The organism is Pedococcus cremeus (assembly GCF_900111375.1).
Taxonomy (GTDB): Bacteria; Actinomycetota; Actinomycetes; order Actinomycetales; family Dermatophilaceae; genus Pedococcus_A; species Pedococcus_A cremeus.
The window spans coordinates 149,942-173,462 of record NZ_FOHB01000008.1; the positions used below are offsets into that span (position 1 = coordinate 149,942).

General features: G+C 69.0%; 27 protein-coding genes and 1 tRNA gene. 12 read left to right on the forward strand and 16 right to left on the reverse strand.

The window, feature by feature from the left end:
• Nucleotides 1-111: 111 nt before the first annotated feature.
• The 3 genes from BMW78_RS20540 to BMW78_RS15855 all read right to left on the reverse strand — a co-directional run bounded on the left by BMW78_RS20540 (nucleotide 112) and on the right by BMW78_RS15855 (nucleotide 3,299).
• The gene (locus BMW78_RS20540; protein ID WP_143056298.1) at nucleotides 112-864 is read right to left on the reverse strand and encodes a hypothetical protein; all 753 of its coding nucleotides are present in this window, start codon (nucleotides 862-864) and stop codon (nucleotides 112-114) included.
• A gap of 372 nt (nucleotides 865-1,236) precedes the next feature.
• On the reverse strand, nucleotides 1,237-2,076 hold the full coding sequence (locus tag BMW78_RS20545; RefSeq protein ID WP_143056299.1) for a hypothetical protein: 840 nt from the start codon (nucleotides 2,074-2,076) through the stop codon (nucleotides 1,237-1,239).
• A 68-nt stretch (nucleotides 2,077-2,144) separates the two neighbouring features.
• Nucleotides 2,145-3,299, reverse strand: coding sequence for an AAA family ATPase (locus tag BMW78_RS15855; RefSeq protein WP_091761730.1), 1,155 nt, complete (start codon nucleotides 3,297-3,299; stop codon nucleotides 2,145-2,147).
• 308 nt (nucleotides 3,300-3,607) lie between these two features.
• On the opposite strand from BMW78_RS15855, the gene BMW78_RS15860 reads away from it, so the two are divergent.
• The gene (locus BMW78_RS15860; RefSeq protein ID WP_091761732.1) at nucleotides 3,608-4,144 is read left to right on the forward strand and encodes an HD domain-containing protein; all 537 of its coding nucleotides are present in this window, start codon (nucleotides 3,608-3,610) and stop codon (nucleotides 4,142-4,144) included.
• Here BMW78_RS15860 and BMW78_RS15865 read toward each other — a convergent pair.
• Together BMW78_RS15865 and BMW78_RS15870 are read right to left on the reverse strand one after the other, a co-directional pair.
• Nucleotides 4,120-4,602 (reverse strand): NUDIX hydrolase, encoded by a 483-nt coding sequence (locus tag BMW78_RS15865; protein ID WP_091761735.1) that lies wholly within the window; start codon nucleotides 4,600-4,602, stop codon nucleotides 4,120-4,122. The genes BMW78_RS15860 and BMW78_RS15865 overlap by 25 nt on opposite strands.
• Before the next feature lie 5 nt (nucleotides 4,603-4,607).
• Nucleotides 4,608-5,342 (reverse strand): helix-turn-helix domain-containing protein, encoded by a 735-nt coding sequence (locus BMW78_RS15870; protein ID WP_218144380.1) that lies wholly within the window; start codon nucleotides 5,340-5,342, stop codon nucleotides 4,608-4,610.
• A 118-nt stretch (nucleotides 5,343-5,460) separates the two neighbouring features.
• Between BMW78_RS15870 and BMW78_RS15875 the strand changes: the two genes are divergently transcribed.
• Genes BMW78_RS15875 through BMW78_RS15900 form a run of 6 tightly spaced genes read left to right on the forward strand, consistent with a single transcriptional unit; the run spans nucleotide 5,461 to nucleotide 10,658 of the window.
• Nucleotides 5,461-5,850 (forward strand): hypothetical protein, encoded by a 390-nt coding sequence (locus BMW78_RS15875; RefSeq protein ID WP_091761740.1) that lies wholly within the window; start codon nucleotides 5,461-5,463, stop codon nucleotides 5,848-5,850.
• 3 nt (nucleotides 5,851-5,853) lie between these two features.
• The gene (locus BMW78_RS15880) at nucleotides 5,854-6,102 is read left to right on the forward strand and encodes a hypothetical protein (protein WP_091761742.1); all 249 of its coding nucleotides are present in this window, start codon (nucleotides 5,854-5,856) and stop codon (nucleotides 6,100-6,102) included.
• A gap of 3 nt (nucleotides 6,103-6,105) precedes the next feature.
• On the forward strand, nucleotides 6,106-7,740 hold the full coding sequence (locus tag BMW78_RS15885; protein ID WP_091761744.1) for an FtsK/SpoIIIE domain-containing protein: 1,635 nt from the start codon (nucleotides 6,106-6,108) through the stop codon (nucleotides 7,738-7,740).
• Nucleotides 7,740-9,320, forward strand: coding sequence for a replication initiator (locus tag BMW78_RS15890; RefSeq protein ID WP_342707740.1), 1,581 nt, complete (start codon nucleotides 7,740-7,742; stop codon nucleotides 9,318-9,320). Before BMW78_RS15885 ends, BMW78_RS15890 begins: the two co-directional genes overlap by 1 nt.
• Entirely contained in the window at nucleotides 9,317-9,532 is a 216-nt protein-coding gene (locus BMW78_RS15895) for a helix-turn-helix transcriptional regulator (protein WP_091761746.1), read from the forward strand. Before BMW78_RS15890 ends, BMW78_RS15895 begins: the two co-directional genes overlap by 4 nt.
• 1 nt (nucleotide 9,533) lies before the next feature.
• Nucleotides 9,534-10,658, forward strand: a complete 1,125-nt coding sequence (locus tag BMW78_RS15900; RefSeq protein ID WP_091761748.1) for a tyrosine-type recombinase/integrase — start codon at nucleotides 9,534-9,536, stop codon at nucleotides 10,656-10,658.
• Nucleotides 10,659-10,672: 14 nt separating this feature from the next.
• Here the strand turns inward: BMW78_RS15900 and BMW78_RS15905 are convergent.
• A tRNA-Arg gene (locus BMW78_RS15905) sits at nucleotides 10,673-10,748 on the reverse strand.
• Between the two features lie 217 nt (nucleotides 10,749-10,965).
• Here BMW78_RS15905 and BMW78_RS15910 point away from each other — a divergent pair.
• Entirely contained in the window at nucleotides 10,966-11,775 is an 810-nt protein-coding gene (locus BMW78_RS15910) for a hypothetical protein (protein WP_143056300.1), read from the forward strand.
• On the opposite strand, the gene BMW78_RS15915 is transcribed toward BMW78_RS15910, so the two are convergent.
• From BMW78_RS15915 to BMW78_RS15930, 4 genes are all read right to left on the reverse strand, one after another.
• Nucleotides 11,772-12,782: a YihY/virulence factor BrkB family protein gene (locus BMW78_RS15915; protein ID WP_091761752.1), complete on the reverse strand. Its 1,011-nt coding sequence runs from the start codon at nucleotides 12,780-12,782 to the stop codon at nucleotides 11,772-11,774. The genes BMW78_RS15910 and BMW78_RS15915 overlap by 4 nt on opposite strands.
• Nucleotides 12,783-12,867: 85 nt before the next feature.
• The gene (locus BMW78_RS15920) at nucleotides 12,868-13,827 is read right to left on the reverse strand and encodes an alkaline phosphatase family protein (RefSeq protein WP_218144381.1); all 960 of its coding nucleotides are present in this window, start codon (nucleotides 13,825-13,827) and stop codon (nucleotides 12,868-12,870) included.
• A 151-nt stretch (nucleotides 13,828-13,978) separates the two neighbouring features.
• Entirely contained in the window at nucleotides 13,979-14,524 is a 546-nt protein-coding gene (locus BMW78_RS15925; RefSeq protein ID WP_245735904.1) for a DUF1345 domain-containing protein, read from the reverse strand.
• A 109-nt stretch (nucleotides 14,525-14,633) separates the two neighbouring features.
• The gene (locus BMW78_RS15930) at nucleotides 14,634-15,401 is read right to left on the reverse strand and encodes a CPBP family intramembrane glutamic endopeptidase (RefSeq protein WP_177180434.1); all 768 of its coding nucleotides are present in this window, start codon (nucleotides 15,399-15,401) and stop codon (nucleotides 14,634-14,636) included.
• Between the two features lie 282 nt (nucleotides 15,402-15,683).
• Between BMW78_RS15930 and BMW78_RS15935 the strand changes: the two genes are divergently transcribed.
• Nucleotides 15,684-16,064 carry a DUF6394 family protein gene (locus BMW78_RS15935; protein ID WP_091761757.1) on the forward strand — a complete coding sequence of 127 codons (381 nt, stop codon included), beginning with the start codon at nucleotides 15,684-15,686 and terminating at the stop codon, nucleotides 16,062-16,064.
• Nucleotide 16,065: 1 nt separating this feature from the next.
• Nucleotides 16,066-17,889, forward strand: coding sequence for an NAD-binding protein (locus tag BMW78_RS15940; protein WP_091761759.1), 1,824 nt, complete (start codon nucleotides 16,066-16,068; stop codon nucleotides 17,887-17,889).
• Here BMW78_RS15940 and BMW78_RS15945 read toward each other — a convergent pair.
• The 4 genes from BMW78_RS15945 to BMW78_RS15960 form a co-directional block, all read right to left on the reverse strand.
• Entirely contained in the window at nucleotides 17,886-18,068 is a 183-nt protein-coding gene (locus tag BMW78_RS15945) for a hypothetical protein (RefSeq protein ID WP_143056302.1), read from the reverse strand. The two genes, BMW78_RS15940 and BMW78_RS15945, sit on opposite strands and share 4 nt — an antisense overlap.
• A 142-nt stretch (nucleotides 18,069-18,210) precedes the next feature.
• Entirely contained in the window at nucleotides 18,211-18,483 is a 273-nt protein-coding gene (locus tag BMW78_RS15950) for a hypothetical protein (RefSeq protein ID WP_143056303.1), read from the reverse strand.
• A gap of 243 nt (nucleotides 18,484-18,726) precedes the next feature.
• Entirely contained in the window at nucleotides 18,727-18,993 is a 267-nt protein-coding gene (locus BMW78_RS15955; RefSeq protein WP_091761765.1) for a hypothetical protein, read from the reverse strand.
• Nucleotides 18,994-19,170: 177 nt separating this feature from the next.
• Complete coding sequence (locus BMW78_RS15960) at nucleotides 19,171-19,776, reverse strand: hypothetical protein (protein WP_218144382.1); 606 nt, start codon at nucleotides 19,774-19,776, stop codon at nucleotides 19,171-19,173.
• Between the two features lie 247 nt (nucleotides 19,777-20,023).
• On the opposite strand from BMW78_RS15960, the gene BMW78_RS15965 reads away from it, so the two are divergent.
• On the forward strand, nucleotides 20,024-20,923 hold the full coding sequence (locus BMW78_RS15965; RefSeq protein ID WP_091761769.1) for a universal stress protein: 900 nt from the start codon (nucleotides 20,024-20,026) through the stop codon (nucleotides 20,921-20,923).
• Nucleotides 20,924-21,055: 132 nt separating this feature from the next.
• Here the strand turns inward: BMW78_RS15965 and BMW78_RS15970 are convergent, their stop codons facing one another.
• Nucleotides 21,056-21,355, reverse strand: a complete 300-nt coding sequence (locus BMW78_RS15970; protein ID WP_091761770.1) for a hypothetical protein — start codon at nucleotides 21,353-21,355, stop codon at nucleotides 21,056-21,058.
• Nucleotides 21,356-21,500: 145 nt separating this feature from the next.
• Nucleotides 21,501-22,121, reverse strand: a complete 621-nt coding sequence (locus tag BMW78_RS15975; protein ID WP_177180435.1) for a vitamin K epoxide reductase family protein — start codon at nucleotides 22,119-22,121, stop codon at nucleotides 21,501-21,503.
• A 123-nt stretch (nucleotides 22,122-22,244) separates the two neighbouring features.
• Between BMW78_RS15975 and BMW78_RS15980 the strand changes: the two genes are divergently transcribed.
• Nucleotides 22,245-23,507 carry an MFS transporter gene (locus BMW78_RS15980; RefSeq protein ID WP_245735905.1) on the forward strand — a complete coding sequence of 421 codons (1,263 nt, stop codon included), beginning with the start codon at nucleotides 22,245-22,247 and terminating at the stop codon, nucleotides 23,505-23,507.
• Nucleotides 23,508-23,521 lie beyond the last annotated feature (14 nt).

Genomic DNA, 23,521 nt, shown 5'->3' on the forward strand with positions numbered 1-23,521 from the left:
GTGGGTCAAGGGTGGCCGCAGGCCATCACGCAGTGACGCGAAGCGCCCTTGATGCTCCCCGGAGGTGGGCGGATGCTCCGGCGCCGGGTCGAAGGCGATCCGGCGCGCCGACTACGGGAGGTGTTCGCCGTCCCGTGCGTGTTTGGTGAGGTGCTGCTTCAGCCGCGCGACGGAAGCGTTGCAGTGCGGGCACCGGACAAACGGCTGGGTGGCAGCCCATTCGGTGATGGTGGCCGGCCACCACCAGTCCCTGCTGCCGTCGCGCCCGTCGGGCGGAGGAAAGTGACCACGGGACAGTCGTAGGCCGTGGTTCGCCGGGGACCAGCCAAAGAAGGCTTGAATGTCCTTGCCGGTCCAGCGACGTGGGGCCATTTCTGCATGCGCCTTCAGGGCCTTCGGGCCGATCTCCATGGCGGCTCGGATCTCGTGGCGTGACAGACCTTGGCGCCAGAGCCGGTCGAAGGCGTCCTGGGAGACCGGATCATCGGTGAACCGGGGAAGGCCCTTCTCGACCAGCTGGCTGCCCGTCCTCCCGGGCCGACCTGCCACCGCCTGCGCCTCGCCCTCCCCGGCTCCAAGGCGCACAGCGACGGCCAGGCAGATCCGGTCGATCTGATGCCGCGGTGGGATCGAACGACGACCGACCCGGCCAGCAATCCGGGTCGGTCCAAGTCCACGCATGCGCAGAGCTACGACTCGCAGATCGCCAACGGTTACCGGCTCAGTCTCGGCCACGAAGCGCCGACGCCATGCGCGGGGCTCGGACAGATCATCGGCTAGATGCTCAAGCACCGGAACCCACGCGTGCCCCAGGCCCAGCACTGTGCAGACGGTTGCCAAGGTCTCGGCGTTCTGTTCAGCCACGGGCACGCGCCGATGCCCAGGACCACAGGAGGCACAGGCCGATCCCGAAGAGAGTGCCGGCGAGGAACTGCATGCCGGGCATCCTGCCGCAGATTCGCAGCAGGAAGCGTTCAAGGGACGGGGTGCGATGGGGTGCGCGTAGGGCGCGAAGCGCCCGGAGCGCGGGGCCCCATCGCGGGGCCCCGGCCCTCGCGGCGCGAAGCGCCGCCTTGATTCCTAAGAGGTGTACTCGGCAACTTGGTGGTGGCGTCGGTCAGCTTGAGAAAAGCCATTCCGGTTGTGGCCGGCTGGGGGCAGCTGCGAGGTCTGCGCGGGTCCGATGGATGGCCCCGCCTCGCATGGCACCGACCGTGGGTCTGAAGTGCATCTTGCTCACAGCGCTTCCAAGGGGTCGAGGTAATGCCGCACCCAGGCACCGTTGAAGCTCAGCGCTGCTGCGAAACTCTCGGTGATGGAAGAGCCCAGTTTTCCCTTGTTCTTGACGTGGCGGCCCGGCAAGCCACCCTTCACAGCTTCATCCAAGTAGCCAGGAAGCCATTTGCCCTTCAAGACTTGATCAGCCTCGCCTCGTTCGTAAAGGCGCGTCAGCCGCCGATCCATGCGGGATCTAAGGTCCGCGTAGTCAACGTGTTTCAGTCCAGTGACCCGCCGTAGGGATGACTCCTTAGCGCGAACGAGGTGGGCATCTTCCGGCGAATATCGGGGGTCATTAACGGCGGATGCGCGGGCGAATGTCACGTCGCACTGGGCTCGTGTTACTCGCGCGATGCAGCAAAGCAGAATCCACGTTCGCCACAGGTTCGCTAGATCGCCGCGCCAGTCGCCGAGATGTGTAACTAGGGCGTTGGCCTCCTGCGGCGTAAGGCTGAGGTGCGACCCCAATGCCTTTTCCGCATCCGCGTTAGCGAAGATCTCGGCCTCAACGTCGTATCTCTTCGTATAGACCACGTGGGGCGAACGGCGCGTGCCGCCGGTCATGAAATCACTATCTCGATCCAACATAAAGACGAGAACTGACTCGCCTGAACGCTTCTGTGTGCGAAGAACGCCCTTTTTTCGACTCCAGTCGAACAGGGAAAGCAGTGCGGCTTTTCCGCCGGTTCCTGATACGACCTCGATTGGTATCAGCTGCACCTCGTCACTGCGGAGGGTCGTGGACGCCTCTAAGATCCCCCCATAAAAGTAGGGGTCGTGGGCGCGCCCCTCGAACATGACGTGGAGTCGGGCCCTACTAATCTGCAGCCGACGACGAAACCCGGCGTAGCTGTATGCAGGACGGCTCATAGTTCATGCACGCTCTTGTCCGGGATTTCCGCCATGACCTCCGGTGAGTGAGTAGCCATCACCAGTTGCATCTCTGTGTTAACCGTTTGCAGAGTGCTCACTAGGCGGTGTTGCCAATCGATGTGCATCGACAGCTCTGGCTCGTCGATGATCACGACGTTGTTGGTCGCTCGAAGGCACTCCAGCATCAGCAGGAGCAGTTGACGTTCCCCGCTGGACAAAGATTCGAGCGGAACCTTGGCCTTCGAGACCTCTACCGTGATTCCATCAGGCTTGAAGTGGATCTCTTTATTAGCGGCGAACAGTTCCTTGACCAGAGCCTCGAGCCGACGCTGAGGTTCTTGGGCTTTGTTGATCCGCTCTTGCACCTGCTCAATTCGAGCGACGATCTCGCGAAGCAACTGATCGTCTTCGTACCGCCTGATAAAGCTTGCTGAACTCCCCACCTTGAACGGCACGCGAGCCTGTGCCCCAAAGAACTCGCGCACCATGGCGTACGCCTCCCGAGGACTAACCTCCGAGACATATCCAGAGCGGCCTGGACCGCGAAGGACAGCATCGAGGACCTCCGCCAGGCCGTACTCCTGAGCCTCTCTGATCTGCACTAGTGCCTCGGTGGCATACGTCCTCCACCTGTCCTCGATGCCTGCCGCGAACTGCTTGTCGTAAGCCGCCTCTGTGATAACAGAATTGTCGCGCTTCTGGACCATTGCTTGCGATCGCCGAGGACCCACGCGTCCGCCCTCGGATATGCGGGAGATCGGCAGGTATCCGTGACGGAACCTCAGCCTCGCGAACTCCTTTGGCTTCGATTGCCAAGTGGGGTCGTCCAAGACCCAGACTTCAACAGGCTCTTCGGCCTCGGAGTCCCAGAGGGTCTCCCAGTGACCTTCCTTGTTGTCCTTTCGGCTCAAGGTCCTGACAACGCGACCTCGGGCTTCACTCACGAAGTGCACTTCTGCGGACTCGAATGGAACTCGATGTAGGGGCTCAGAGTCGTTCGATAGAGCCGAGTGCAGAATCTTCAGGAGCGACGTCTTTCCCGCACCATTGCCTGCGAAAAACACATTCACGTCGGGCTGCAATTCATGTGATACGGGCTTGGTTCTCCCCGCGAGTCCATGAATGGTGAAGCTCTCAATGTGTGTCAAGGCATCTTCCTCACGAGTTCCGTCATGTCGCTGTCCCGTTGTCGGCCCTCACGCGGGGGCGCACAGGCCAGGCTGGCGTCAACCTACGGGGTTCGCACGTGATTGGCAGGAAATTGCCCCATTTGGCCTTCTTGGTGGCTCCTCCAACGCACTTGTGACGCCTCCTAGACGTGCGACCGCCTCGTGACACGAAGAAGGGCGCCCCCCGCCGGTTGGTGATCCTTGTGAGGTGGCTGCACGCGCTCTCACTTAAGGCCGGCTCACTTCGCAGCCACTGACGTGTCCCCGGTCCGAGGTACCGTCCCTATGTGGGCGATGCAACTCTGACGGTCTACGCGGACCTGATGGCGGGCCTGACTCCGACGCGCCAGCGTCATTCCGTCGAGGTTGGGCGCAAGGTCGCCAGCAGGGCGGTTCAGTGGATCGATCCTGCACTTCGCGCGGATGTCATCTCAGCTGCACTGCTGCATGACATTGGCTACGCCCACCCGAACACCGGGATGCATGCGATCGACGGTGCTGCCTTCCTTCGGCGACATGGGTTCCGGGACTTGGTGTGCCACCTCGTCGCACATCACTCCTGCAGTCACATCGAAGCGGCAGTGAGGGGCCTGCCCGAATCGGTCTACGAGCCATATTCGATTTCGGAGGCTAGGCCGGAGCTCCATCGCTTGATCACCTGGGCGGACATGACGACAGGGCCAACCGGAGAGACCGTCACCGTCGAGGAGCGTCTGGCTGAGATCGAGTCACGCTATGGGGAGGGAGATCCCGTGACCGAGTTCATCGCACGCGCCAGAGCGGAACTGTTGGCTGCGGGTCAGTCGCCCTCCGGGTCGATGTAGGGCTCTTCCCGGCTGACCGCCCACTCCAGGCGCTTCCGCTGGCTCGGGTCCATCCTGAGCTCAACAATCTCGTCAGCGGTGAACCAGCCCACGTGGGTGCTTTCGTCGCTCTCAGTGGCGTCACCGTCTACGTAGTCGGCCCGATAGATGACTGTGAACTCCTGCCGCACCTCGTCGTTGCTTGTGTAGTGGACGACGTGACGAGGGTCGGTGAAGATGCCCACCAGGCCAGTGACTCGCACGTGGACGCCTGACTCCTCGAGGGTCTCCCGGACGGCGGTTCTCGTGAGCGATTCGCCTGGGTCCTGTGCCCCGCCTGGCATGGACCAGTTGCCATTATCGGAGCGCTGGATCAGCAGGATCTTGCCCTCCCGCTGCACGAAGGCGCCCGCACTGGGCCGGATGCTGTTCGCCTTGGGTGCGTCTGGGTCGTCGTAGTAATCGATTCGCCGAGCCACGCGGATCAGCCTACGGGTTTGGCTGTCGCCCAGACGCGGTCGAAGGTGTCCGAGTAGTAGGTGAACAGTTGGCCGCTCGGGACGCGTTGGAGGTGGTGAACGGGAGAACGGGCTGCCCAGGAGCCGTACGTGTGGGTATTGACCAGCATCGAACTGTCAAACCGGAACTGGCTGGCATAGAGAGGGGTGCTGTGAACGCGGATCGAGACCTGTGGCAGGGCGACGGCTTCCTGCAGGTACTCAAGCGTTGATTGACAGCGCTGGGGGAGGGTCGGTAGGCCCTCTTCTTTCCCACGGTTGCGAACGGCTTCGGATGCTGGGTCTCCGAGCAGCAGGCGGACGGTGACTCCTTCTGCGCTCTTCGCCCGGATGACGTCGACGAGGTTGAACGACTCGACCAAGAAGCCGCCGGAGTAGACAAGGATTTCCATCCGATCGCGGGTCTGCTCGATCAAGCTGCGCCACACATCCGGGGGGACGTCGTTTCGCCGAGCCCAGAACTGCACCAGTTCTGCCCGAGTGGCTCCGGAAGCTCCCTCACCGCCGAGAAGGGCTGGCCAGAAGTAGGTCTCTTCGAAGCCGAGAAGCTTTGCCACCTTGATCCGCGTAGCGGGATGCGGCTGGCGATCCTTGGTAATCCACCGTTCGACGCTTTTGGCGTCAACGCCGACAGCTTCAGCGAGTCCCCGAGAAGTGATCTCCGCGGCGGTCATTGCGTTCCTGAGTCGGGCGTTTGGCATGGTCCGAGCCTAGAGAGAAACGTCCCTATTTGTCCCATTCGGGGGGTTAAAGCGTCCCTATTGGTCGGTCAAGTCTTGGTCTGTCGAAGCCATCCAGGCTTCTTGTTAGGAGGCAGACATGACGTCGTACGCGGTGGACAGCAAGCGTCAGGCGATGCGGGCGACCGGCATCGTCGACGAGGTCAAGGAGTGGGAGGAGCGGGACGGCAAGCGTCGTCCGTCGGAGATCCAGGCGCGGGACGAGGACACCGGCATGCCGCTGTGGTCGGTGGAGGTGATCTACAAGCAGACCTCTTGGGGCCGGGAGTCCAGCGTGACAGGCCGGGTCATCGTCGGGATGCCGCAGCGTCCGGTGCTGGAGGAGTACGCCCGGGTCGAGTTCGTCGACCTGCGCGCGGAGGTGCGGGTCAACCAGGCCGGTGGGCTGGTGGAGTCGTGGTCGGCGGACCGAGTCGCGGACGCCAAGTCCGCCACCGCCTCGACACCCGCCGCCGGGAAGGCGGCCTAAGTCATGCGGCTCCAGGAGGCCCTCGCGTGGGGTGACTCGCTTGGTGTCGACCCGGCCGACCTGCCCGGTGCGCTGACCGGGGAGCTGCGCCGGTTGGAGGACCTGCGCGGGGAGCTCGTCGCGGCGCAGCGTCGCCTCGGTGACGTTCCGGATGCGGAGGTCTCCCGCTCGTTGTGGCGGGCCACCTCCGCCCTGGGGGCGGCTGAGGCCCGGGTCCATGACGCGGCAGTCGCGGTCCGGCGGAGCGCCTGAGTCATGGGCGGGCAGAGCAGGGGTGCGCTGTTCGACTCCGATGACATCGTGCCGGTGCTCATCGAGGGTGTGCTGCGCTTGGTGTGGTGGGTGGTGCGGACCGTGGTCGCCCTGGTGGTGTTCGCGGTCCGCGTCCCCCTCCTCGCCGTCCCGGCTGCCGTGCTTGTCGCGGTCGGCGTCACCTATGGGCGGCCCGTCGCCCTCTGGACGACCTTGGCCCTCGTGGTCACGCTCATCGCGTGGCGGCTGCTTGGGCCTGGGACGTTCGGGCGGTGGGTGCGGCCGCAGCTGTCGGCGGCGTGGAAGACGGTCGCCTACGAGGTGGCCTGGCGGCGTATCGCTCCCCGGGTCGGACTGGTGGTGCACGACCACGGGCCGCGCCGTCGCCGTGCTGGGGAGGTGGCCGGGTTGGCGTGGGTGAAGGTCACTCCGGCCGGCGTCGAGCGCCTGGGCATCGGCCTGCCCGCCGGGCTGACGCCGGACGACGTCGCCGCGAAGACGGACGCTATCGCTCACGCTTTCCGCGCCCGGGAGGCCCGCATCGCCCCCTCCGGCCCGGGTGGCGTGGTGATCGAGCTGCACCGCAAGGACGTCCTCGCCACCACGATCCGCCCGCTGCCGGTCCAGGCGGCCGACCGGGTCAACCTCGCCGGGATACCCATCGGGCGACACGAGGACGGCAGCCCCTGGTGTTTCTCCCTGTGGCAGACCCACGTCCTGATCGCCGGAGCAACTGGTGCGGGCAAGGGCTCCATCCTCTGGTCGCTGCTGAATGGGCTGTCTCCGGCCATCAACGACGGTTGGGTGCAGGTGTGGGCCATCGATCCCAAGGGCGGCATGGAGCTGCGCCCCGGCGCCCGGCTGTTCTCCCGGTTCGAGGACGGCACTCCTGAGACGATGTGCGACCTCCTCGAGGACCTCGTCGCCGTCATGGACGCCCGCGCCAAGCGGCTGGCCACTCAGGGCATCCGCAAGCACCAACCCTCACCCGACTCCCCGCACGTCCTCGCGGTGATCGACGAGCTCGCGACCCTGACCGCGTTCGCCGAGCGGTCGGTGGTGCGCCGGATCGAGCAGGCGCTGGGGCTGCTGCTGACCAAGGGCCGGGCGGTCGGCATCACCGTGTTGGCGGCGGTACAGGATCCCGGCAAGGACGTCGTCGGTTGGCGTGACCTTTTTCCCACTCGGGTCGCGATGCGCCTGGACAACCCGATCCAGGTCGACATGGTCCTTGGTGAAGGGGCCCGCGACGTCGGCGCCACCGCCGACCACATCTGCGAGACCACGCCCGGTGTCGCCTTCGTGAGGGTCGAGGGCACCCGCGCCGTTCGCCGCGTGCGCGCTAGCTACCTCGCTGACGATGACATTGCGGCCCTCGCGAGCCGAGTAACGGCGTGGCCAGCCCTAACCGCGCCACGACCGGCCCCGGTCCCCGCTGGGCCGTTCGATGCTCCAGCCCCACCGCGGGCCGAGCCGCCCACTGCACCGGAGACGCCGGCGCCGGCCCGGTCAGAGGATCAGCGCCCGCCGGCGTCGGCTGCGCCACAGCGCAAGCCACGCAAGCCCCGCAAAGCTCGGACCACCTCGACCCCCACGGCAGGGGTCGAGAAGTCCGCGACGGATCGGGGTGTGACCTGATGCTCGCCCCGGATGGCGCTCCGGTCGACGTCGACCTCGCCTACACGCTCGCCGCCAACGAAGGCGTGTGTGTGCGACCGCTGCTGCGGAAGGTCACCGACCGGGCTACCGGCGATGTGCGGACGGTGCCGATTCGGTGCGGCTCCACGAGGGAGTCAGTGTGCCCGCCGTGTGCGACCAAGGCCCGCCGGGTGCGGATGCAGCAGTGCCGGGAGGGCTGGCACCTGACCGAGGACCCGCCCCTGCCCGAGCGGGGTTTCGGCGAGGAACCAGGCGGGCATGAGGTCGAGGAGGGCCCGGGGGAGGTCGAGCAATCTCAGTGTGAGCGGCGCGTTCGGTCAACTCGCAGACGGCAAGACGCGCCGGGCCTTCCCCGGGTCCCGATGGAGGACCGCACCACCGGGCAGGCGTTCACCGCCCCGGACGGCACCTGCTACCGACCGTCGATGTTCATCACCTGGACCCTGCCGTCCTACGGCAAGGTCATCCCCGGCACTGGCATCCCCGCCGACCCGGCCCGGTACGACTACCGCCGCGCCGCCCTGGACGCGCTGCACTTCCCCAAGCTGGTCGACCGGCTCTGGCAGAACCTGCGCCGCTGCGCCGGGTTCAAGGTCCAGTACTTCTCCGCCGTCGAGGCCCAGCGCCGCCTCGCCCCGCACCTGCACGCCGCCATCCGCGGTGCCATCCCGCGGAAGACGATCCGGCAGGTCACCAAGGCCACCTACTTCCAGCTGTGGTGGCCCGCCTTCGACGAGATCCGATACCAGGGCGACCGGCTGCCGGTGTGGGACCGGGAGGCCGGCGGGTACTGCGACCCCGAGACCGGCCACCCGTTGACCACGTTCCGCGATGCTCTCGACGAGCTCGACGACGACCCGGACGCCAGGCCCGCCCACGTGGTGCGGTTCGGGCAGCAGACGGACGTCAAGGGACTGATCGGCGGGTCCAAGGACTCCGAGCGGGCGGTGGGGTACCTGTGCAAGTACCTGACCAAGTCCGTCGCCGACACCTACGCCGACCCGGCCACCTCCGGCCTCACCGAAGACCAGCACACCGCGTACGAGGCGCACATCGGTCGCCTCCACGAACAGGTGCTGTGGCTGCCCTGCACACCGGAATGCGCGAACTGGCTCCGCTACGGCATCCAACCCGACGCCGCCGGCCCCGGCCTGACACCCGGGATGTGTCCGGCCCCACACCACGACCGGGAGAATCTGGGCATCGGCGGCCGCCGGGTCCTGGTCTCCCGCCAGTGGTCCGGCAAGACCCTCACCGAGCACCGCGCCGACCGGGCCGCCGTCGTCCGGCAAGCCCTCGAAGCCGCCGGCATCGACGCCCCCGAGGCGGACCGGTGCGCCGCCGACGTCCTCGACGACGACGGGCTGCCCCGCTTCGTGTGGGAGGACGTGCCGGTCGACCAGCGCGACTACCCGGCTGTGATCCTCGCCTCCGTCCGCGAACACCGGGCCTGGAAGGCACAGTACGAGCAGGCGAAAACCATTGCTGTGCAGCGGGAATCGCCACCTCAACTGGCCTGTGGACAGTCATTCGGCAAAGGTGAAGGGGACAGACCATGAGGGTTCAGAAGCACACAGAGGAGCCGCAGCCGCTGTCCACATGTGACCGGCTGTGGACCATCGATGACGTGTCGGCCTTCCTGGGCGTGCCCGTCCAGACGCTGTATCAGTGGCGGCATCGCAGTGAAGGGCCGCCGGGCGTTCGCCTGGGCAAGCATCTGCGCTTCGACCCGGCGCAGGTGCGGGCATGGGTAGCGAGCAAGGTGGCTTGAGATGGCGAAGGTCGCACGCGACACCCGTGATGGCCGCTGGCTGGCGAGGTGGCGGGACCCCTCGGGGAAGCAACGCAAGAAGTCCTTCTCCCGCCGGGTCGACGCGGAGCGGTTTCTCATCGAGCTTCAGGCAGAGATGCAAAGGGGTCGGTACATCGACCCGTCAGCGGGGAAGCTGCTCTTCAGCTTCTACGCCGAGCGCTGGCTCTCGGGCCTGGGGCATCTCAAGGCGACCACGGCGCAGCGATACGGGGAGGTCGCCAGGACCTATGTGCTGGTGAAGTGGGGAAACTGGCCGTTAGCCAGCATCACTCGGACGGATGTGGCCGCGTGGATCGGCGAACTCCATCGTCGTGGGCTCTCGGCCGGAACCATTCGCAAGGCCTACCTCGTGGCGTCGCAGATCCTCGACGCAGCCGTGGCTGACGGCTGCTTGGGGCTCAACCCAGCCAAGGGCGTGCGTTTGCCCCGTCAGGTAACCCGGGAACCGCACTTCATGACTGCTGACCAGGTCGGAAATTTGGCGGATGCTGCGGGCGCTCACCGGCTAGCGATCCTGACACTGGCCCTCACAGGTCTGCGGTTTGGGGAGTTCGCAGCTCTGAAAGTCTCCCGGCTCGAGGTCGATCGCAGTCGCCTCTACGTCGCAGAGGCGGTGACCGTAGTGGGCTCGCAGTTGGTGTGGTCGACACCAAAGTCACATGCGCGGCGGCATGTCCCGGTTCCCAGGTCGCTCCTCCCTCACTTGGTCACTGCATGTGAAGGCAAGTCGGGTGAGGACCTCATATTCCCGTCGCAGACAGGCGGCGCCATCCGGCTCAACAACTGGCGTCGCCGTGTCTTCGATCGGGCATGTGCCGATGCGGGGCTGGTCGGGTTCACCCCGCACGACCTGCGGCACACCGCGGCGTCGCTCGCGATCTCGGTCGGCGCAAACGTGAAGGCCGTGCAGCGCATGCTGGGCCATGCTTCGGCCGCGATGACATTGGACATCTACGCGGGCCTTTTCGCTGATGACCTGGACCAGGTCGGCTCTCGGCTCGATTCTCTTGTGCCACAGATGTGCCACAACGACGGCCGGTTGCCCTCCGTCGAGGGCATCGGAACGGTCGAAAATGCCCCTTGACCTGCGCAAACGTGTGGTGCCCCCGGCAGGATTCGAACCTGCGACACCCGCTTTAGGAGAGCGGTGCTCTATCCCCTGAGCTACGAGGGCGGGACGTGGTCGAAACCCTCAATGCAACCCTCGAGGGAACCTGGGCCAGCCCTGCATCGGACAGGGTAGTCGATACCTCCGCCGCTCCCGCACCGTGGCGGGAACCCCTACGGGGCGGCCTTGAGGGAACACTCAGACTCGAGGCCTAGACTTGCTGCTCGGTCCGGCAAAGACGGCGGATGTCTTCGACACCTGACGGAAGTCCCAAAGCCTCACCATGCCTGAACCCGCTACGTCCAGCTCCTCACAGACCTCCAGTTCTTCACCGACCTCGATCACTGACGCGCCGGAGCCCAAGGTCAACGCCCTTGGGCTGAGCCCGGCCCAGGTTGCCGGTAGCGCCCTGGCCGCAGCCACCTCCGCCCTCGCCGCGTCGTTCCTCGGCGTGGCCGGAACCATCATCGGTGCTGTCGTCGGCTCCCTCGTGGCCACCATCGCCTCAGCCGTCTACGCGCACTCCCTGCGCCGAGCCAGCACCCGGATCCGCGAGGTCCGCCCGGTCATCGTGACCCGTCATGCCGACGCCCGCGCCCACGTGGTGCAGGGTCCAGACACGGGTGTCGTGATCGACGACGCTGCTGAGCCCCAACCCGTCGCCGACCGGACGCGTCGGATTGGCCCCGTCGCCCGCTGGGTCGGGGTCGCAGCTGGAGTGGCTGCCGCCGCAGGGCTCGCGCTGGGCGGAATCACGGCCGTCGAGGCGCTGCTGGGCCACCCGGTATCGAACAGCGCTGCGACAGGGACCTCTCTCTCCAAGGCGTTCGGTGGCTCCAGCGCCCCGTCGGAGAAGAAGCCCGAGAAGCCCTCGACCGACCAGCCGGCCACCACGCCAGCCACCAGGACATCGACACAGGGCGCATCTCCCACACACACCGCGACCGACTCGCCCACCAGTGCGCCGCAGCCGACCGGCACGCCGTCCCAGTCCGCGCCTCCCACCGGCACGCCGAGTGACCAGGGCCCGACCGTGCAGTCGACCGGACCGGCCGCACCGCAGGCACCGGCTCCCTCTCAGGCGACCCCTTAGCCGCGGTCGTCGCGGTCCGGTTCCGGAGACCCGGCTTCTCCCTGTCGGTCGAAACTGACGTCCACCGTCTCGAAACCCTTGGCCCGCTGCGCCTTGGCGGCATCCGTGTAGGTCCTGCGGTCACCCCGGGTGAGGTCGACGTCATCGGTGAACGGGGTGAGGAGCGCGCGGGGCCACAGTCGCTTCGCGAGGACGACGTTGACCTCGACGCTGAGCGTCGTGGCGACCGCAGCGAGGTAGAGGAACGCCACCAGTCCGAGCACGAGGCCGAAGACGCCGTTGACGGCGGTGGAGTTCTTCAGGGTGTGGCCCACCACGGCGGTGCCGGAGAACTGCAGCACCTGCCACGCCAGCGCGGCGAGCAACCCGCCCGGCACGGAGTCGCGCCACCTGAGCCGGCGAGCCGTGCCGAGATGGAACGCGAGGACGAAGACGGCGGCATTGACCGCGATCGCCGCAAGGGAGTTGAGCACCCGCAGGCCGGCGCCGAGCTCGGCACCGTATGCCGCGGCGCTGCCGGCCAGTGCCGACAGCACTGTGGTGGCGATGATGGCGAGGCCTGCCGTCGCGAGGAGGGCCAGGCTGCGCAACCGCACCCGCACCGGGTTGGGGCGCTCATTACGCGGGACACCCCAGGTCGTGTTCAGCATGTTCTGGAAGGCCTGCGCTATCCCGAGCCCGCCGTAGAGCGACCCGAGCACTCCGATCACCACCCCGACGCCACTGCCCTTGAGGCCCGAGGTGCGCAGTTGCTGCCCGATGACGGGGAACTGGCTGAGCGTGGAGGCCATGATCGTGTGTTGAAGCCCAGCGTTGCCCTCCAGCGCGAAGCCCAGGAGCGAGGAGAGCAGGAGCAGTAGAGGAAAGAGGGAGACCAGCCCGTAGTAGGCCAGGAGGGCGGAGAGGTAGCTGCCCTGGTCGTCGGCGAACTTGTACACCACCGCGATCGGGAGGCCCGCCGCGGGATGACGTCGCTGCAGGCGGTCGAGCCGCTTGACGGTTCCCACGGCATTCCTCTCTCCGATCGGATGGCGCACGCACCCGTCGTTCGGGCTGTACCCCGCTGTGAACCTGACTACGCGGTCGCCGTCGTCAGCGTGCCAGGCCGAACGCGGTCAGGAACGGCGGGGCGGTTGCCGCCTTCCGCAGCGGCGTCCGCCCGGAGAGGCGCGACAGCGATGCCGAGAGCGAGTAGTGGTTGAGAGCCTTGGTGACGGTCTTGCCGTGCAGCGAGGGGTGCACGACGGCGGTGTAGACCAGGTTGCCGGACCGCTTGTCGTCCTCGTCGAAGGTGATGACGACGGCGAGCCTGCCGGCGCGGTAGTCGGGGCCGGCCATGATGGTTGGCATCCACCGCTTCAGCCACGCGTCGGCGGTGGCCGCCGAGCAGTCGTGCCCGTCATGGCAGACGTCGGGCACGAGCATCCCCACGGTGGGGAGGCGTCCGGCGACGATGTCGTTGTGCAGCGCGCCTGAGGTCGTGGTGCCCGCGGGGACGTCGTTGGCCCGGCACCCGGTGTGCTCAGCCGAGCTGGTGAAGTAGGTCCACGGGTTGTGCCGCACGGCATACCGCCCGGTGTTGAAGCGCTGGCACGCAGTCGTCATGCCCTCGGCATACACGCGGGCCTGTCGGCCGGCGGCACGGGCCTGCCCGAACACCGAGCTGCTGATCAGGGGGTGGCTTGAGGGAGCCCGGTCGTCGGTGATGCCGAACGTGGAACCGCCAGCGATCGCGAGGTAGTTGGGAAGCGAGGGGTGGGTCACGCCACGCATCGCGGTCGCCTGCCCGTACTTCGAGCCGAGGCCCACGAGGTACGGCATGTTGCGGGCCGTGTTCGCGTAGCTGCGGTTCTCCTCCATGACGACCAGGACCTTGGTCGGCCGCACGGACGAGGCCGACACGGTCGCTGCCGTCTCGGGAGCGGGGGGAGCGGCGGAAGCGACGGTCTCCGTCGGGCCGGCAGCGTGCGACGTCGAGGGGGTCGGAGCGGAGCCCTGCGGCGAGGCACAGGCGGCCACCGTGGCGGCCACCGTGGCGGCGGCCAGCGTCACGCGTGCGGCCAGCGCTGCCGGCCCCCGTACGAGGCGGAGGCCGCGGCCCGGACGCGGGCGCGCTTGTGGAACGAAGCGGAACACATCTCCCATGCTGCCTGAGGCCCGGGCCCACGCATCCCCAGACGTCATCGGGCCGGGACTGCCGCGGTCATTTGCCGAGGCCCGCGATGAGGTTGATCAGGGTCGCGATGATCACCGCGCCGAACACGTACGACAGCAGAGCCTGCCGCAGCACGGCCTTCCGCAGCAGGGGCCCGGTGACCTGGGTGTCGGAGACCTGGAACGTCATGCCGACGGTGAACGCGAGGTAGGCGAAGTCGCTGAAGACGGGAGGCCGGTCGTCGCCGAAGTCGACACCACCCGGCTCCTCGTCGTAGTAGAGCTCGGCGTACCGCGTCATGAAGACCGTGTGCACCACACCCCAGGCGAGGGCCACGCTGCAGACGCTGAGGGCGGCCTGCAGGTCACGTCCTCCGGTGGACCCGGTCAACATCAGGCCGACCGCCGCGAGGCTGACCAGCGCTGCGGCGACCATCACGACATCAGCCACCGGCTTGCGGGGATCCTCGCGTGCCGCGTGCTGCTGGGTCTCGTCAGCGTTCATGGGCCACAGGGCGATCCACAACCGCACGAGGAACGTGAGGGCTGCAGCCATCCACCCCAGCAGGAACCCGAAGCGCCAGCTGACGGTCACCGTGCAGACGACGGCCGCGACGAGTCCGACACCGGCTGCCGATGCCAGGGCGGCCGTTGCGGTAGGCGCTCGTCTACCGTCCCTCACGTCAGAGGCCACGAGGGTCCTTTCAGTTGGCGGCGATCCGTGCGCGATCAGTATGGGCTGCGTTCTTGGGAGAAGAGTCAACACGCCGAAGGCTGGCATGGCGGAGCAGGACGAGGCCGTAGAGCAGGAGCAGGGTGTCGCCGCCGACCATCACGGCCCAGTGCGCCCAGCCGGGCAGCGCGTCGATGCGCAGCAGCAGGTCGGTGAGGAAGTGCAGCACCATCAGCGGCCAGACGGAGCCGGTGCGCAGCCGCACGGCGGCATAACCGACACCGAAGCAGAACGTGCCGACGGCTTGGGCGATGGTGATCGCCGGCGCCTGCCCGAAGAGCATGTTGGGCAGGTGTGCAGCGGCGAACAGGGCCGAGGAGATCAGGACGGCCGGCCACACCCCGCTCGGGCGCAGCAGGCCGAGGATGAGCCCGCGGAAGAGCGCCTCCTCGAAGAACCCGGTGACGGCGTACCCGAGCACGAACACGGCGAGCGTCCGGGCGCCGGGCAGGTCCACCCCACCGAGCAGGGGCGCGAGCGCGACCGCAGCCGGCAGCACCAGCAGCCGGGGGTTCCTCACCCGCCCGCGGAAGCCGGCCACATCCCACCCGCGCGTCGTCACGAGCAGGGCCGTGACCGCCACGGCCAGGGCCAGCACGACCGCCAGGCGGGACGTCCACTCGGACGCCTCTGGGAAGAGTGCGGCGACGCCCAGCGCGCCGATGACAGTGGCGGTGATGTTGGCAGCGCCGAGCGCCACGGCGACTCGGCGGGGGTGGGACGAGGTCAACAGGGACATGACGGTCTCCGGCAGGTGAGTGGTGGTGTCGCGGACTCGGAGCGGCCGCTTGCGGGTCTGAGAAGACGCTAGAAGCGACGCAGCTCCGCGACATCGATGCGCGGGTGGATCTGCGCCCATCGATCGTCTCCACCCGCGGGTGGAGCGGCCGCAGCTCAACTGCCGCGACTGGTGCCTGCCGGGAGGGCACGGGCGCAGCCCCTCCACCTCACGTCCGCCGGTTCGGCGTGCGGTGCACGTCGCACGGCATACGATGCGGAAACCGACTGAGGGGAGGTAGGCGTGAACCTGGAGAAGGTCGTCTTCGGCTTCTTCGTCCTGCTCGCCGCCACCTTGAACTTCGGCTTCTTCATCGGCGACCTCGGTGACCCGCGGGTCCACAACGTCTACGAGCTGTTCGCCGCCGTCGTGGTCAACCTGATCGCGGTGGTGCTGAAGTTCGGCGACCGCACCCAGATCGGGGCCGTGCAGCTCGCGACCAGCCTGGTCGCCAGCCTCCAGCTCATCGCAGCCGCGGTGGTCTGGACCGCCGTCACCTCCACGAGCACCCTGACGGCGGAAAGCACCTCCAGTGTCGTCTCCCTCTCCGGCGGCGCGCTGCTGGCCAACCTGGTCTCGGTGACGCTGCTCGTCTCCGAGACGGTGTCGTACCAGCGTCGCTGACATGGGCGGACCCGTGGCGAGCCTGCTGATGTTCTGGACCCGGATCTTCGGCCAGCCCGAGCCGCGCCGCGACACCGAACGCCCCCAGAGGAAGACACAGATCCCCAGGCTGCCCAGCGTGCAGGCCGAGCTCGCCTCCGCCGGCATCCTGCTCGTGCTGCGCCGGATGCGGGTGCCGCTCATCACCATCATCGTCATCTTCGCGGTGAGCGTGTTGGGCCTCTCGCTGGTGCCCGGCAAGGACGCCAGCGGCACCCCGGCGCACCTGTCGCTGTTCGAGTCCTTCTACTTCATGACCTACACCGCGACGACGATCGGCTTCGGGGAGATCCCCTACCCGTTCACGCCACTGCAGCGGATGTGGGTCACCTTCGCGATCTTCCTGTCGGTCATCGGCTGGGCCTACGCGATCGGCACGCTGCTCTCACTCCTGCAGGACAAGGCTTTTCGTCGGGCGCTGACCCGACGCCGGTTCGCCCGCAAGGTGCACCGCATCGGCGCGCCGTTCCTGCTCCTCGTCGGCTACGGGCACGCCGCCCAGATGCTGGCCCGCTCGCTCGACGACATGGGGCGGCGCTTCGTCGTGGTCGACCACGACGACGACCGCATCGCCGAGATCGACCTCGACACCTACCGGCTCGAGACCCCGGTGCTGCACGGCGACGCCCGCGAGACCGGCGAGCTGGTCCTCGCCGGCCTCGGGCACATGCACTGCGAGGGCGTCGTCGCGCTCACCGGTGACGACGACACCAACCTCGACGTCACCATGACCACCGCCCTGATCCGCCCCGACCTGCCGGTGATCGCCCGCGCCGACTCCCGCACCGTCGGCGAGCGGATGCGCGCCTTCCACCCCGAGCAGGTCATCAACCCCATCGACCGGTTCGGCGACCACCTGCGGATCCTGCTCCGCTCGCCCGCGGCATACCAGCTGATGATCTGGCTCACCAGCGCGCCGGGCACCGCACTGCCCGCCCGGCAGGGGCCCGTGCCGCACGGGCGCTGGGTCGTGTGCGGCAACGGCCGCCGCGGCCGCGAGCTCACCGCCGACCTGCGCGCCGAGGGCATCGACGTCACCGTGGTGGAGGGGACGTCCGGCGAGGCGGACCGCTGCGACGACGTCGAGACCGACGCGGTCGACGCCGCGCACCTCGAGACCGCGGCCGCCGTGGTCGCCGCCACCGACAGCGACACCACCAACCTCTGGCTCCTCGAGCACGCGCACCGCGTGAACGAGGACGCCTACCTGGTCGCGATGCACAACAACGTCGCCAACGCGTCGCTGTATGCCGCGGAGGGCGTCGACTTCGGGATGGCGCCGGCCGAGGTGATCAGCCATGAGGTGCTCGCCCGGATCACCAGCCCGGTGCTCATGCGGTTCCTGCCGCAGGTGCCGCACCAGGGCGAGGAGTGGGCGGCGCGCACCGTGGAACGCCTGGTCGAGCGCTGTGGAACCGGCACCCCCTACCTGTGGGGCATCTCCCTGACCCCAGAGGACGCCCCGGCCCTGATGCCCTGGCTCGAGCACGGCGAGGTGCACGTCGGCGACCTGCTGCGCAGCCCCACCGACCGTGACCGGCCGCTCGACGCGGTGGCCCTCACCCGGCTGCGCGACGGTCACCGCATCATGACGCCCGATGACGACGAGGTGCTGCAGCCCGGCGACCAACTGCTCATGGCAGGCCGCGCCGGCGCCCGGCACCAGCTCACCGACACGATGGTCGACCTGCCGACCGCCACCTACGTGCTCGAAGGTCGCACGATCCCCGCAGGGTGGGTGTGGCGACGCCTCTCCGGCGGGGTGGCCGGACGGCATACGAGCTAGGAGGAACCGTCGCCCCCGCCGATGCCGTGCTGGGTGTTCCACGCGTGGGCCTCGGCCGCGGCGCGACGTTCGGCCGACGGCATGCGGTCGCCCTGGAAGCCGAACTTCCGGTCGTAGAGCCAGCCGACGACGAGCAGCACCGCCACGACCACCGCGATCACGATCCACAACGTCGGCATGACGCCCCCCATCGTCGTGCGCGGCCACCGTGCCGCGCGGCGCACCACCAGTGTGGCAGCCGGCGACCTCGTCAGGCCACGTGTTCAGGCCACGGCGCGGTCAGGCGACAACCCGGGCGGCGGCCGCCTCGAGGCGACTCGGTCAGGCGACGGCGACGAGCGGTGGGCTGGCGTGGCCGCGGGTCTGCTCGACGTGCTGCTCGGCCAGCGCCTCGGCGTCTCGGTCGAGCAGGAAGCCGGAGTCGGCGTGGCAGTCGTGGCAGACGGCGACGGCCCGGTGCCCGAGGTGGACCACCTCGACGGAGTGCGGGTGGCACTCCTGCGTGAAGTGGTCGTGCTGGTGGTCGCGGCGGTGGGCGGCGGCGACGGTACAGGCCGCCACCATGTCCACGCGTTCCTCATGCGGTTGGATCATGGCCATCCCTTCGTGATGGCGTGTGCTGTCTCTGACGAGTACAGCAACGGGATCGCAGGCAGTGTTCCTCCGACACGCCGCTCGTTCTCGGGCGTCCTCCCATGGAACGCCCGATGCAGAAGGCAGCGGTATCGGCTGACCGGACCGGGAGGACTCGACAGTTGGTGGAGTCCCATAGGCGTAGTGCGGCAGGCATGACTCAGCTGTTCGGGGGTGGGGAGCTGACGGGGAGGAGCGCGCGGCTCAGGAGTGGGCGGTCGGGGAGGACGCCCAGAGTCGCTCGAGGAGCGCGATCTCGCGTCGCCGCGTGCGGCGGGCCACCCACGGGCCCACCGGCTCGAGCCGCGACCGCGAGAACAGCAGCAGTCCGGGCAGGAGGGCGAGCAACGCGAGGAAGGTCACCGCGCGGCGGCTGCCGTCGAGGACGAGCCCCATGGCAGCCAGGCTGAGGACGGGAAGGGTGAAGTAGACGAGGTAGCGGGCCAGGTTCTGGCGCTGCACCAGCGTCATGGGGCGGACGAAGCCGCGGTGGGCACGGACCCTGCGGGGCGTGCCAGTCGTACTGGAGAGGGGGGTGTTGCCGGGGGTCACCCACCCATGGTGCCTGATGACTAGTCATTTCGGGTCATCGAACGGCTAGTCATTTCACTCTTCGAACGAAAGGCGTAGGGACATAGCAAACTCCTGTCACACAAGGCTCTTCGAGCCACTGGGCCGGTCCTGCCGGGCCGCGAGCACGAGCCCGGCACGCCATCCGGGAGCCCGTCCGTGCGGCGGCAGGGCGATGCCGGGCACGTCGTGGCCGGTGCGGGCCAGCAGCCACGAGGTGAGCGAGTTCGAGTTCCACATCTCGCCCGCCCCCAGCTGGTCACGGCCCCACGTCAGCGCGGGCACCTCGGGCACCAACGCCAGCACCCGCCGGGCGCGGGCGGCGTCGGAGCTCAGCAGCACCGGGCTGGCCACCGCCTCGTCGGCATCGGGGATCACCCCGCCCAGCCAGCACCGCACCTCGTACCGGAACAGCGCCGACGACCCCAGCAGCGGCAGCGCCACCGGTCCGACCTGCACCACGCCGCGCTCGGCCTCCTCCCGGCTCCACACCGGCGCCATCTCGATCACCCAGCGCCGCCGGCCGAGCATGACCTCGAGCGCCGAGTGGTAGAGGTTCTGCATCGACCGGTGCCCCCATCGCGCGGCCAGCGCCTCGTAGACCAAGCCGTTCCACCGCACCACGTGGCCGCCCGCGCCCAGCGGCAGCCAGTAGAGGGACACGCCGGCTCGCCCTGTCACCACGCCGCCGCCTTCGTCCCCCAGGCCTGTGCCCCGCTGTCTCATCCAGACCTCCTCACCGACCAGTGCACGTCAGCGCGGCGCCGTCCCACAGGGCCCAACGACCCGACGCGCGTGAACCGGCATGGGGCCGGCGCTCGGGGACCTATGGCCCTCGACCTGCAGGTTCGCCCACGGCCACCATGGGGGAGCCGGCTCGCGCGTGCCCGGCACCCGCGTGTGCCCCCGGCCGACGACAAGGAGGTCAACCATGGAAGGCAACGTCCGCGGGATCGTCGTGGGATACGACGCCTCACCGGGCTCGGAGACGGCCCTGATGTGGGCGGCGGATGCCGCGAAGCGGCAGGGACGTCCGCTGACCGTGCTTCACTCCGGTGAGCCGGCCGCGTTCCCGGTGGAACCGGCATACAGCGCCGAACGCCTTGCCGAGGACCTTGCCGAGGTCTCGCACGGCATCCTCCAGGACGGCGTCGACAAGGCCGCCACCGTGCTCGACCGCTCCGAGATCAGCGCCGTCTCGGTCGACCTCACGCCGGCCGCGGCGCTCGTCGAGGCCTCGGAGAAGGCCGACTTCGTCGTGACCGGCTCGCGGGGAAGGGGACGGGTTGCCGGTGGGCTGCTCGGTTCGGTGTCGTATGCCGTGACGGCCCACGCCCGCTGCCCGGCGATCGTCGTGCGCGGCGAGACCCCGGTGCACCCCGACGCCGACCACAAGGTCGTCATCGGCGTCGACGACTCACTGCCCTCGCAGCGAGCGCTCGAGGTGGCCGCCGACGTGGCCGCCCGCTCCGGCGCCGGCCTGCACGTGGTCCGCGTCGGCCACCTCGTCTCGGCACCGGGCTGGGCCTACGCCGAGTCGGAGAAGGGCGGCACCCGACACTCCCGCTCGGTGACCGACGAGGCGCAGCGCACCCTCGACGCAGCCAAGGAGCAGGTGAGCCGCTCACACCCGGACCTGCCGCTCGAGACCGAGATCCTCTACGGCGACCCGGGCGACGTGCTCACCACCCTTGGCGCGAAGGCCGGGCTCATCGTCGTGGGCAGCCGCGGCCGGGGCGGTTTCGCCGGTCTGCTGCTGGGCTCCGTGAGCCACAAGGTGATCCACCGCGCCGAGTGCCCGGTGATGGTGGTGCGCGGGCTGGAGGAGTAGGGCTGCTCGAGGAGTGGCGCTGCTCGAGGAGCAGGGCTCTCGAGGAGGGGGCCTGCTGTCTGGGTGTGGCGGTGCGCCCGAGCGGGTCTGACCACGAGCACCCGACCGGACGCACCGCCGCTCAGGGGCGGTTCAGCTCCACGGAGGGGCTGGCCACGAGGCCGACGGTCCGCGTCGGCCGGCGGGGTGGGCGTTCCACGAGACGCGCCGCTGGCGCAGCTGCGCCGACACGGCGCGCTGCCGGGCCAGGAGCGGCGCGACCTCCGGGTTGACCACCATCATCCCGTGGCGGCGCACCATGAAGGGCACTCCTCGCAGGTCATCCTCGATCCTCGACAGCTCGGTGATGAGCTCACGCACCCCGAGCTCCCCGAGGTCGTGGTGGCGCTCGGTCCCGGCTGGGTGGACCGCCCGCGTGTGCTGCGTGGTCATGCTTCCTCCCCGTCGCATGTCCGTCTGATGCGGCTGCCGCAGGGTCCGGAGCAGTCCTGAAAGAGGGTGCCGGCGGGCAGGGTCCGGGTCCGCCGTGTCCTTCCACTCTAGGTGGGGGAGCGGGGCCCGCAAGGCGGAACGGGCCCTACAGCGCCAGCCCCAGCCACATCATCAGCGCCAGCAGGGCGGCAAGCCCCAGCCAGGCGACGAGGTCGGCGCCCGATCCCACCATGGCCGCCACCCCACGCCCGAACCCGCCACCACCGAGTGCGCCCGTGCGTGACGCCACCCGCGTCACAGCGATCCCGGCGACCACGATGTTCACCGCGCACCCCACGCAGAACAGGCAGAGCACGCCGATCGAGAGCGCCGACTGCTCGAGGTACCAGACGACGAACGCCGTCATGAAGACCGTCAGCCCGAACACCGTCGCGACGTACCCGCGCGACAGCCGGCTGCCCAGCACCCCCGCGAGCCCCGCCGACATCACGGTGCCGAACACCCCCATCGCGATGAGCGAGTTCGGCACGCCCAGCGCCGACGACTGCCAGTGCGAGAACACGCTGCTGCACGAGAGCACCGAGTTGATCTCGCACACCGACGTCGCGTTCGGGTCGGCCGCCCACGCGATCCGCTCGACCGTCTGCCACCCCGCGGTGGACAACCCGAGCGCCCCGCCGGCCAGCATCAGCGCGTACCAGGGGCGCAACCCCCTGGTCGGAGAGGGAGACTCGGAAGGTGCCGGGCGTGGCAGGGTCGACGTCACGCTCCCGACGCTAGCCATGCGGCTCGAGGGGCGGTCAGGGCCCAAAGCCCCGATTCACCCGGTATGCCGTGCGGGCACGACCGGCTCGCAGCCGCACGGCGAGCCGGGCGGCATACTGGCGCCGTGCCCATCACCGGCGTCGCCACGCCTGCCGACCACGCACTGCAGCGCCGCACCGTCGGCACCCTCGTCGGCTCCCAGATGCTCGGCGGCGTCGGCGTCTCCAGCGGCATCGCCGTCGGGTCGCTGCTGGCGGAGGAGATCCTCGGCTCACCCGACCTCGCCGGCCTCGGCGGCACGTTCCAGGTGCTCGGGGGCGCGCTCGTCGCGGTGCCGATGGCGCGCATCATGGCCCGCCGCGGGCGCCGGCCCGGCCTGAACTTCGGCTACCTCCTCGGCATCGCCGGTGCCCTCGCGCTCACCGCCGCCGGCGTCGTGCGCTCGTTCCCGCTGCTGCTGGCCGGCAGCGTGCTCTTCGGCGGCGCCACGGCCGCCAACAGCCAGGCCCGGTATGCCGCCGCCGACCTCGCCGAGGAACGGCACCGCGGCCGCGACCTGTCCATCGTCGTCTGGGCGACGACCATCGGCGCCGTGCTCGGCCCGAACCTCGTGGGCGTGGCCGGCCGGCTCGCCAACGTCCTCGGCATCCCGTCGCTGACCGGGCCGTTCCTCTTCTCGCTCACCGGCTTCGTGCTGGCCGCGGCGCTGCTGGCGCTGCGGCTGCGACCCGACCCGCTGCTGCACGCCCGGGCCCGTGCGGAGGCCGCGGCCGTCGAGCCGTTGGCCCACCACGGGTCGGTGTGGCGGGGGTTCCGCGTCGCCGCCGGCATCCCGGCCGCCCTGCTGGGCATCCTGACCGTCAGCCTGGGGCACGCGGTGATGGTCAGCGTCATGGTGATGACGCCGCTGCAGATGCACCACGGCGGAGCCGAGCTGCGGGTGATCGGCTTCGTCATCAGCATCCACGTGCTCGGCATGTACGCCTTCTCGCCGCTGGTCGGGTTCGCCGTCGACCGGTTCGGGGCCCGGCCGATGGCGCTGGTCGGCTCCGGCGTGCTCATCGCGGCCACGCTGCTGGCCTCGCGAGCCCCCACCGGCTGGTCCTGGGTCCTGACCGCGGCCCTGTTCCTGCTCGGCGTCGGCTGGTCGTTCACGCTGGTCAGCGGCTCGACGCTCATCGCCGGCTCGGTGCCGGTCGACGAGCGGGCCGGCGTCCAGGGCGCCTCCGACCTCGCCATGGGGGTGGCCGCCGGCGGTGGTGGGGCGCTCGCCGGGCTCGTGGTCGGACAGCTGGGCTACGACGTGCTCGGGCTCTGTGCCGCCGTCCTGTCCGCGACGATCGCCGCCGTCGCCCTGCTCGTTCGGCGCCCCGTCACAACCGCCTGAGCCGTCCCGGTCTG

Coding starts and splice junctions, on each gene's coding strand:
- BMW78_RS15870 (WP_218144380.1), bottom strand. CDS start 5,342: ATGCCAAACGCCCGACTCAGGAACGCAATGACCGCCGCGGAGATCACT.
- BMW78_RS15910 (WP_143056300.1), top strand. CDS start 10,966: ATGCCTGAACCCGCTACGTCCAGCTCCTCACAGACCTCCAGTTCTTCA.
- BMW78_RS15945 (WP_143056302.1), bottom strand. CDS start 18,068: ATGCCGACGTTGTGGATCGTGATCGCGGTGGTCGTGGCGGTGCTGCTC.
- BMW78_RS15890 (WP_342707740.1), top strand. CDS start 7,740: ATGCTCGCCCCGGATGGCGCTCCGGTCGACGTCGACCTCGCCTACACG.
- BMW78_RS15880 (WP_091761742.1), top strand. CDS start 5,854: ATGCGGCTCCAGGAGGCCCTCGCGTGGGGTGACTCGCTTGGTGTCGAC.
- BMW78_RS15875 (WP_091761740.1), top strand. CDS start 5,461: ATGACGTCGTACGCGGTGGACAGCAAGCGTCAGGCGATGCGGGCGACC.
- BMW78_RS15885 (WP_091761744.1), top strand. CDS start 6,106: ATGGGCGGGCAGAGCAGGGGTGCGCTGTTCGACTCCGATGACATCGTG.
- BMW78_RS15955 (WP_091761765.1), bottom strand. CDS start 18,993: ATGACGCTGGTGCAGCGCCAGAACCTGGCCCGCTACCTCGTCTACTTC.
- BMW78_RS15940 (WP_091761759.1), top strand. CDS start 16,066: ATGGGCGGACCCGTGGCGAGCCTGCTGATGTTCTGGACCCGGATCTTC.
- BMW78_RS15970 (WP_091761770.1), bottom strand. CDS start 21,355: ATGACCACGCAGCACACGCGGGCGGTCCACCCAGCCGGGACCGAGCGC.
- BMW78_RS20545 (WP_143056299.1), bottom strand. CDS start 2,076: ATGTTCGAGGGGCGCGCCCACGACCCCTACTTTTATGGGGGGATCTTA.
- BMW78_RS15950 (WP_143056303.1), bottom strand. CDS start 18,483: ATGATCCAACCGCATGAGGAACGCGTGGACATGGTGGCGGCCTGTACC.
- BMW78_RS15930 (WP_177180434.1), bottom strand. CDS start 15,401: ATGTCCCTGTTGACCTCGTCCCACCCCCGCCGAGTCGCCGTGGCGCTC.
- BMW78_RS15900 (WP_091761748.1), top strand. CDS start 9,534: ATGGCGAAGGTCGCACGCGACACCCGTGATGGCCGCTGGCTGGCGAGG.
- BMW78_RS15965 (WP_091761769.1), top strand. CDS start 20,024: ATGGAAGGCAACGTCCGCGGGATCGTCGTGGGATACGACGCCTCACCG.
- BMW78_RS15895 (WP_091761746.1), top strand. CDS start 9,317: ATGAGGGTTCAGAAGCACACAGAGGAGCCGCAGCCGCTGTCCACATGT.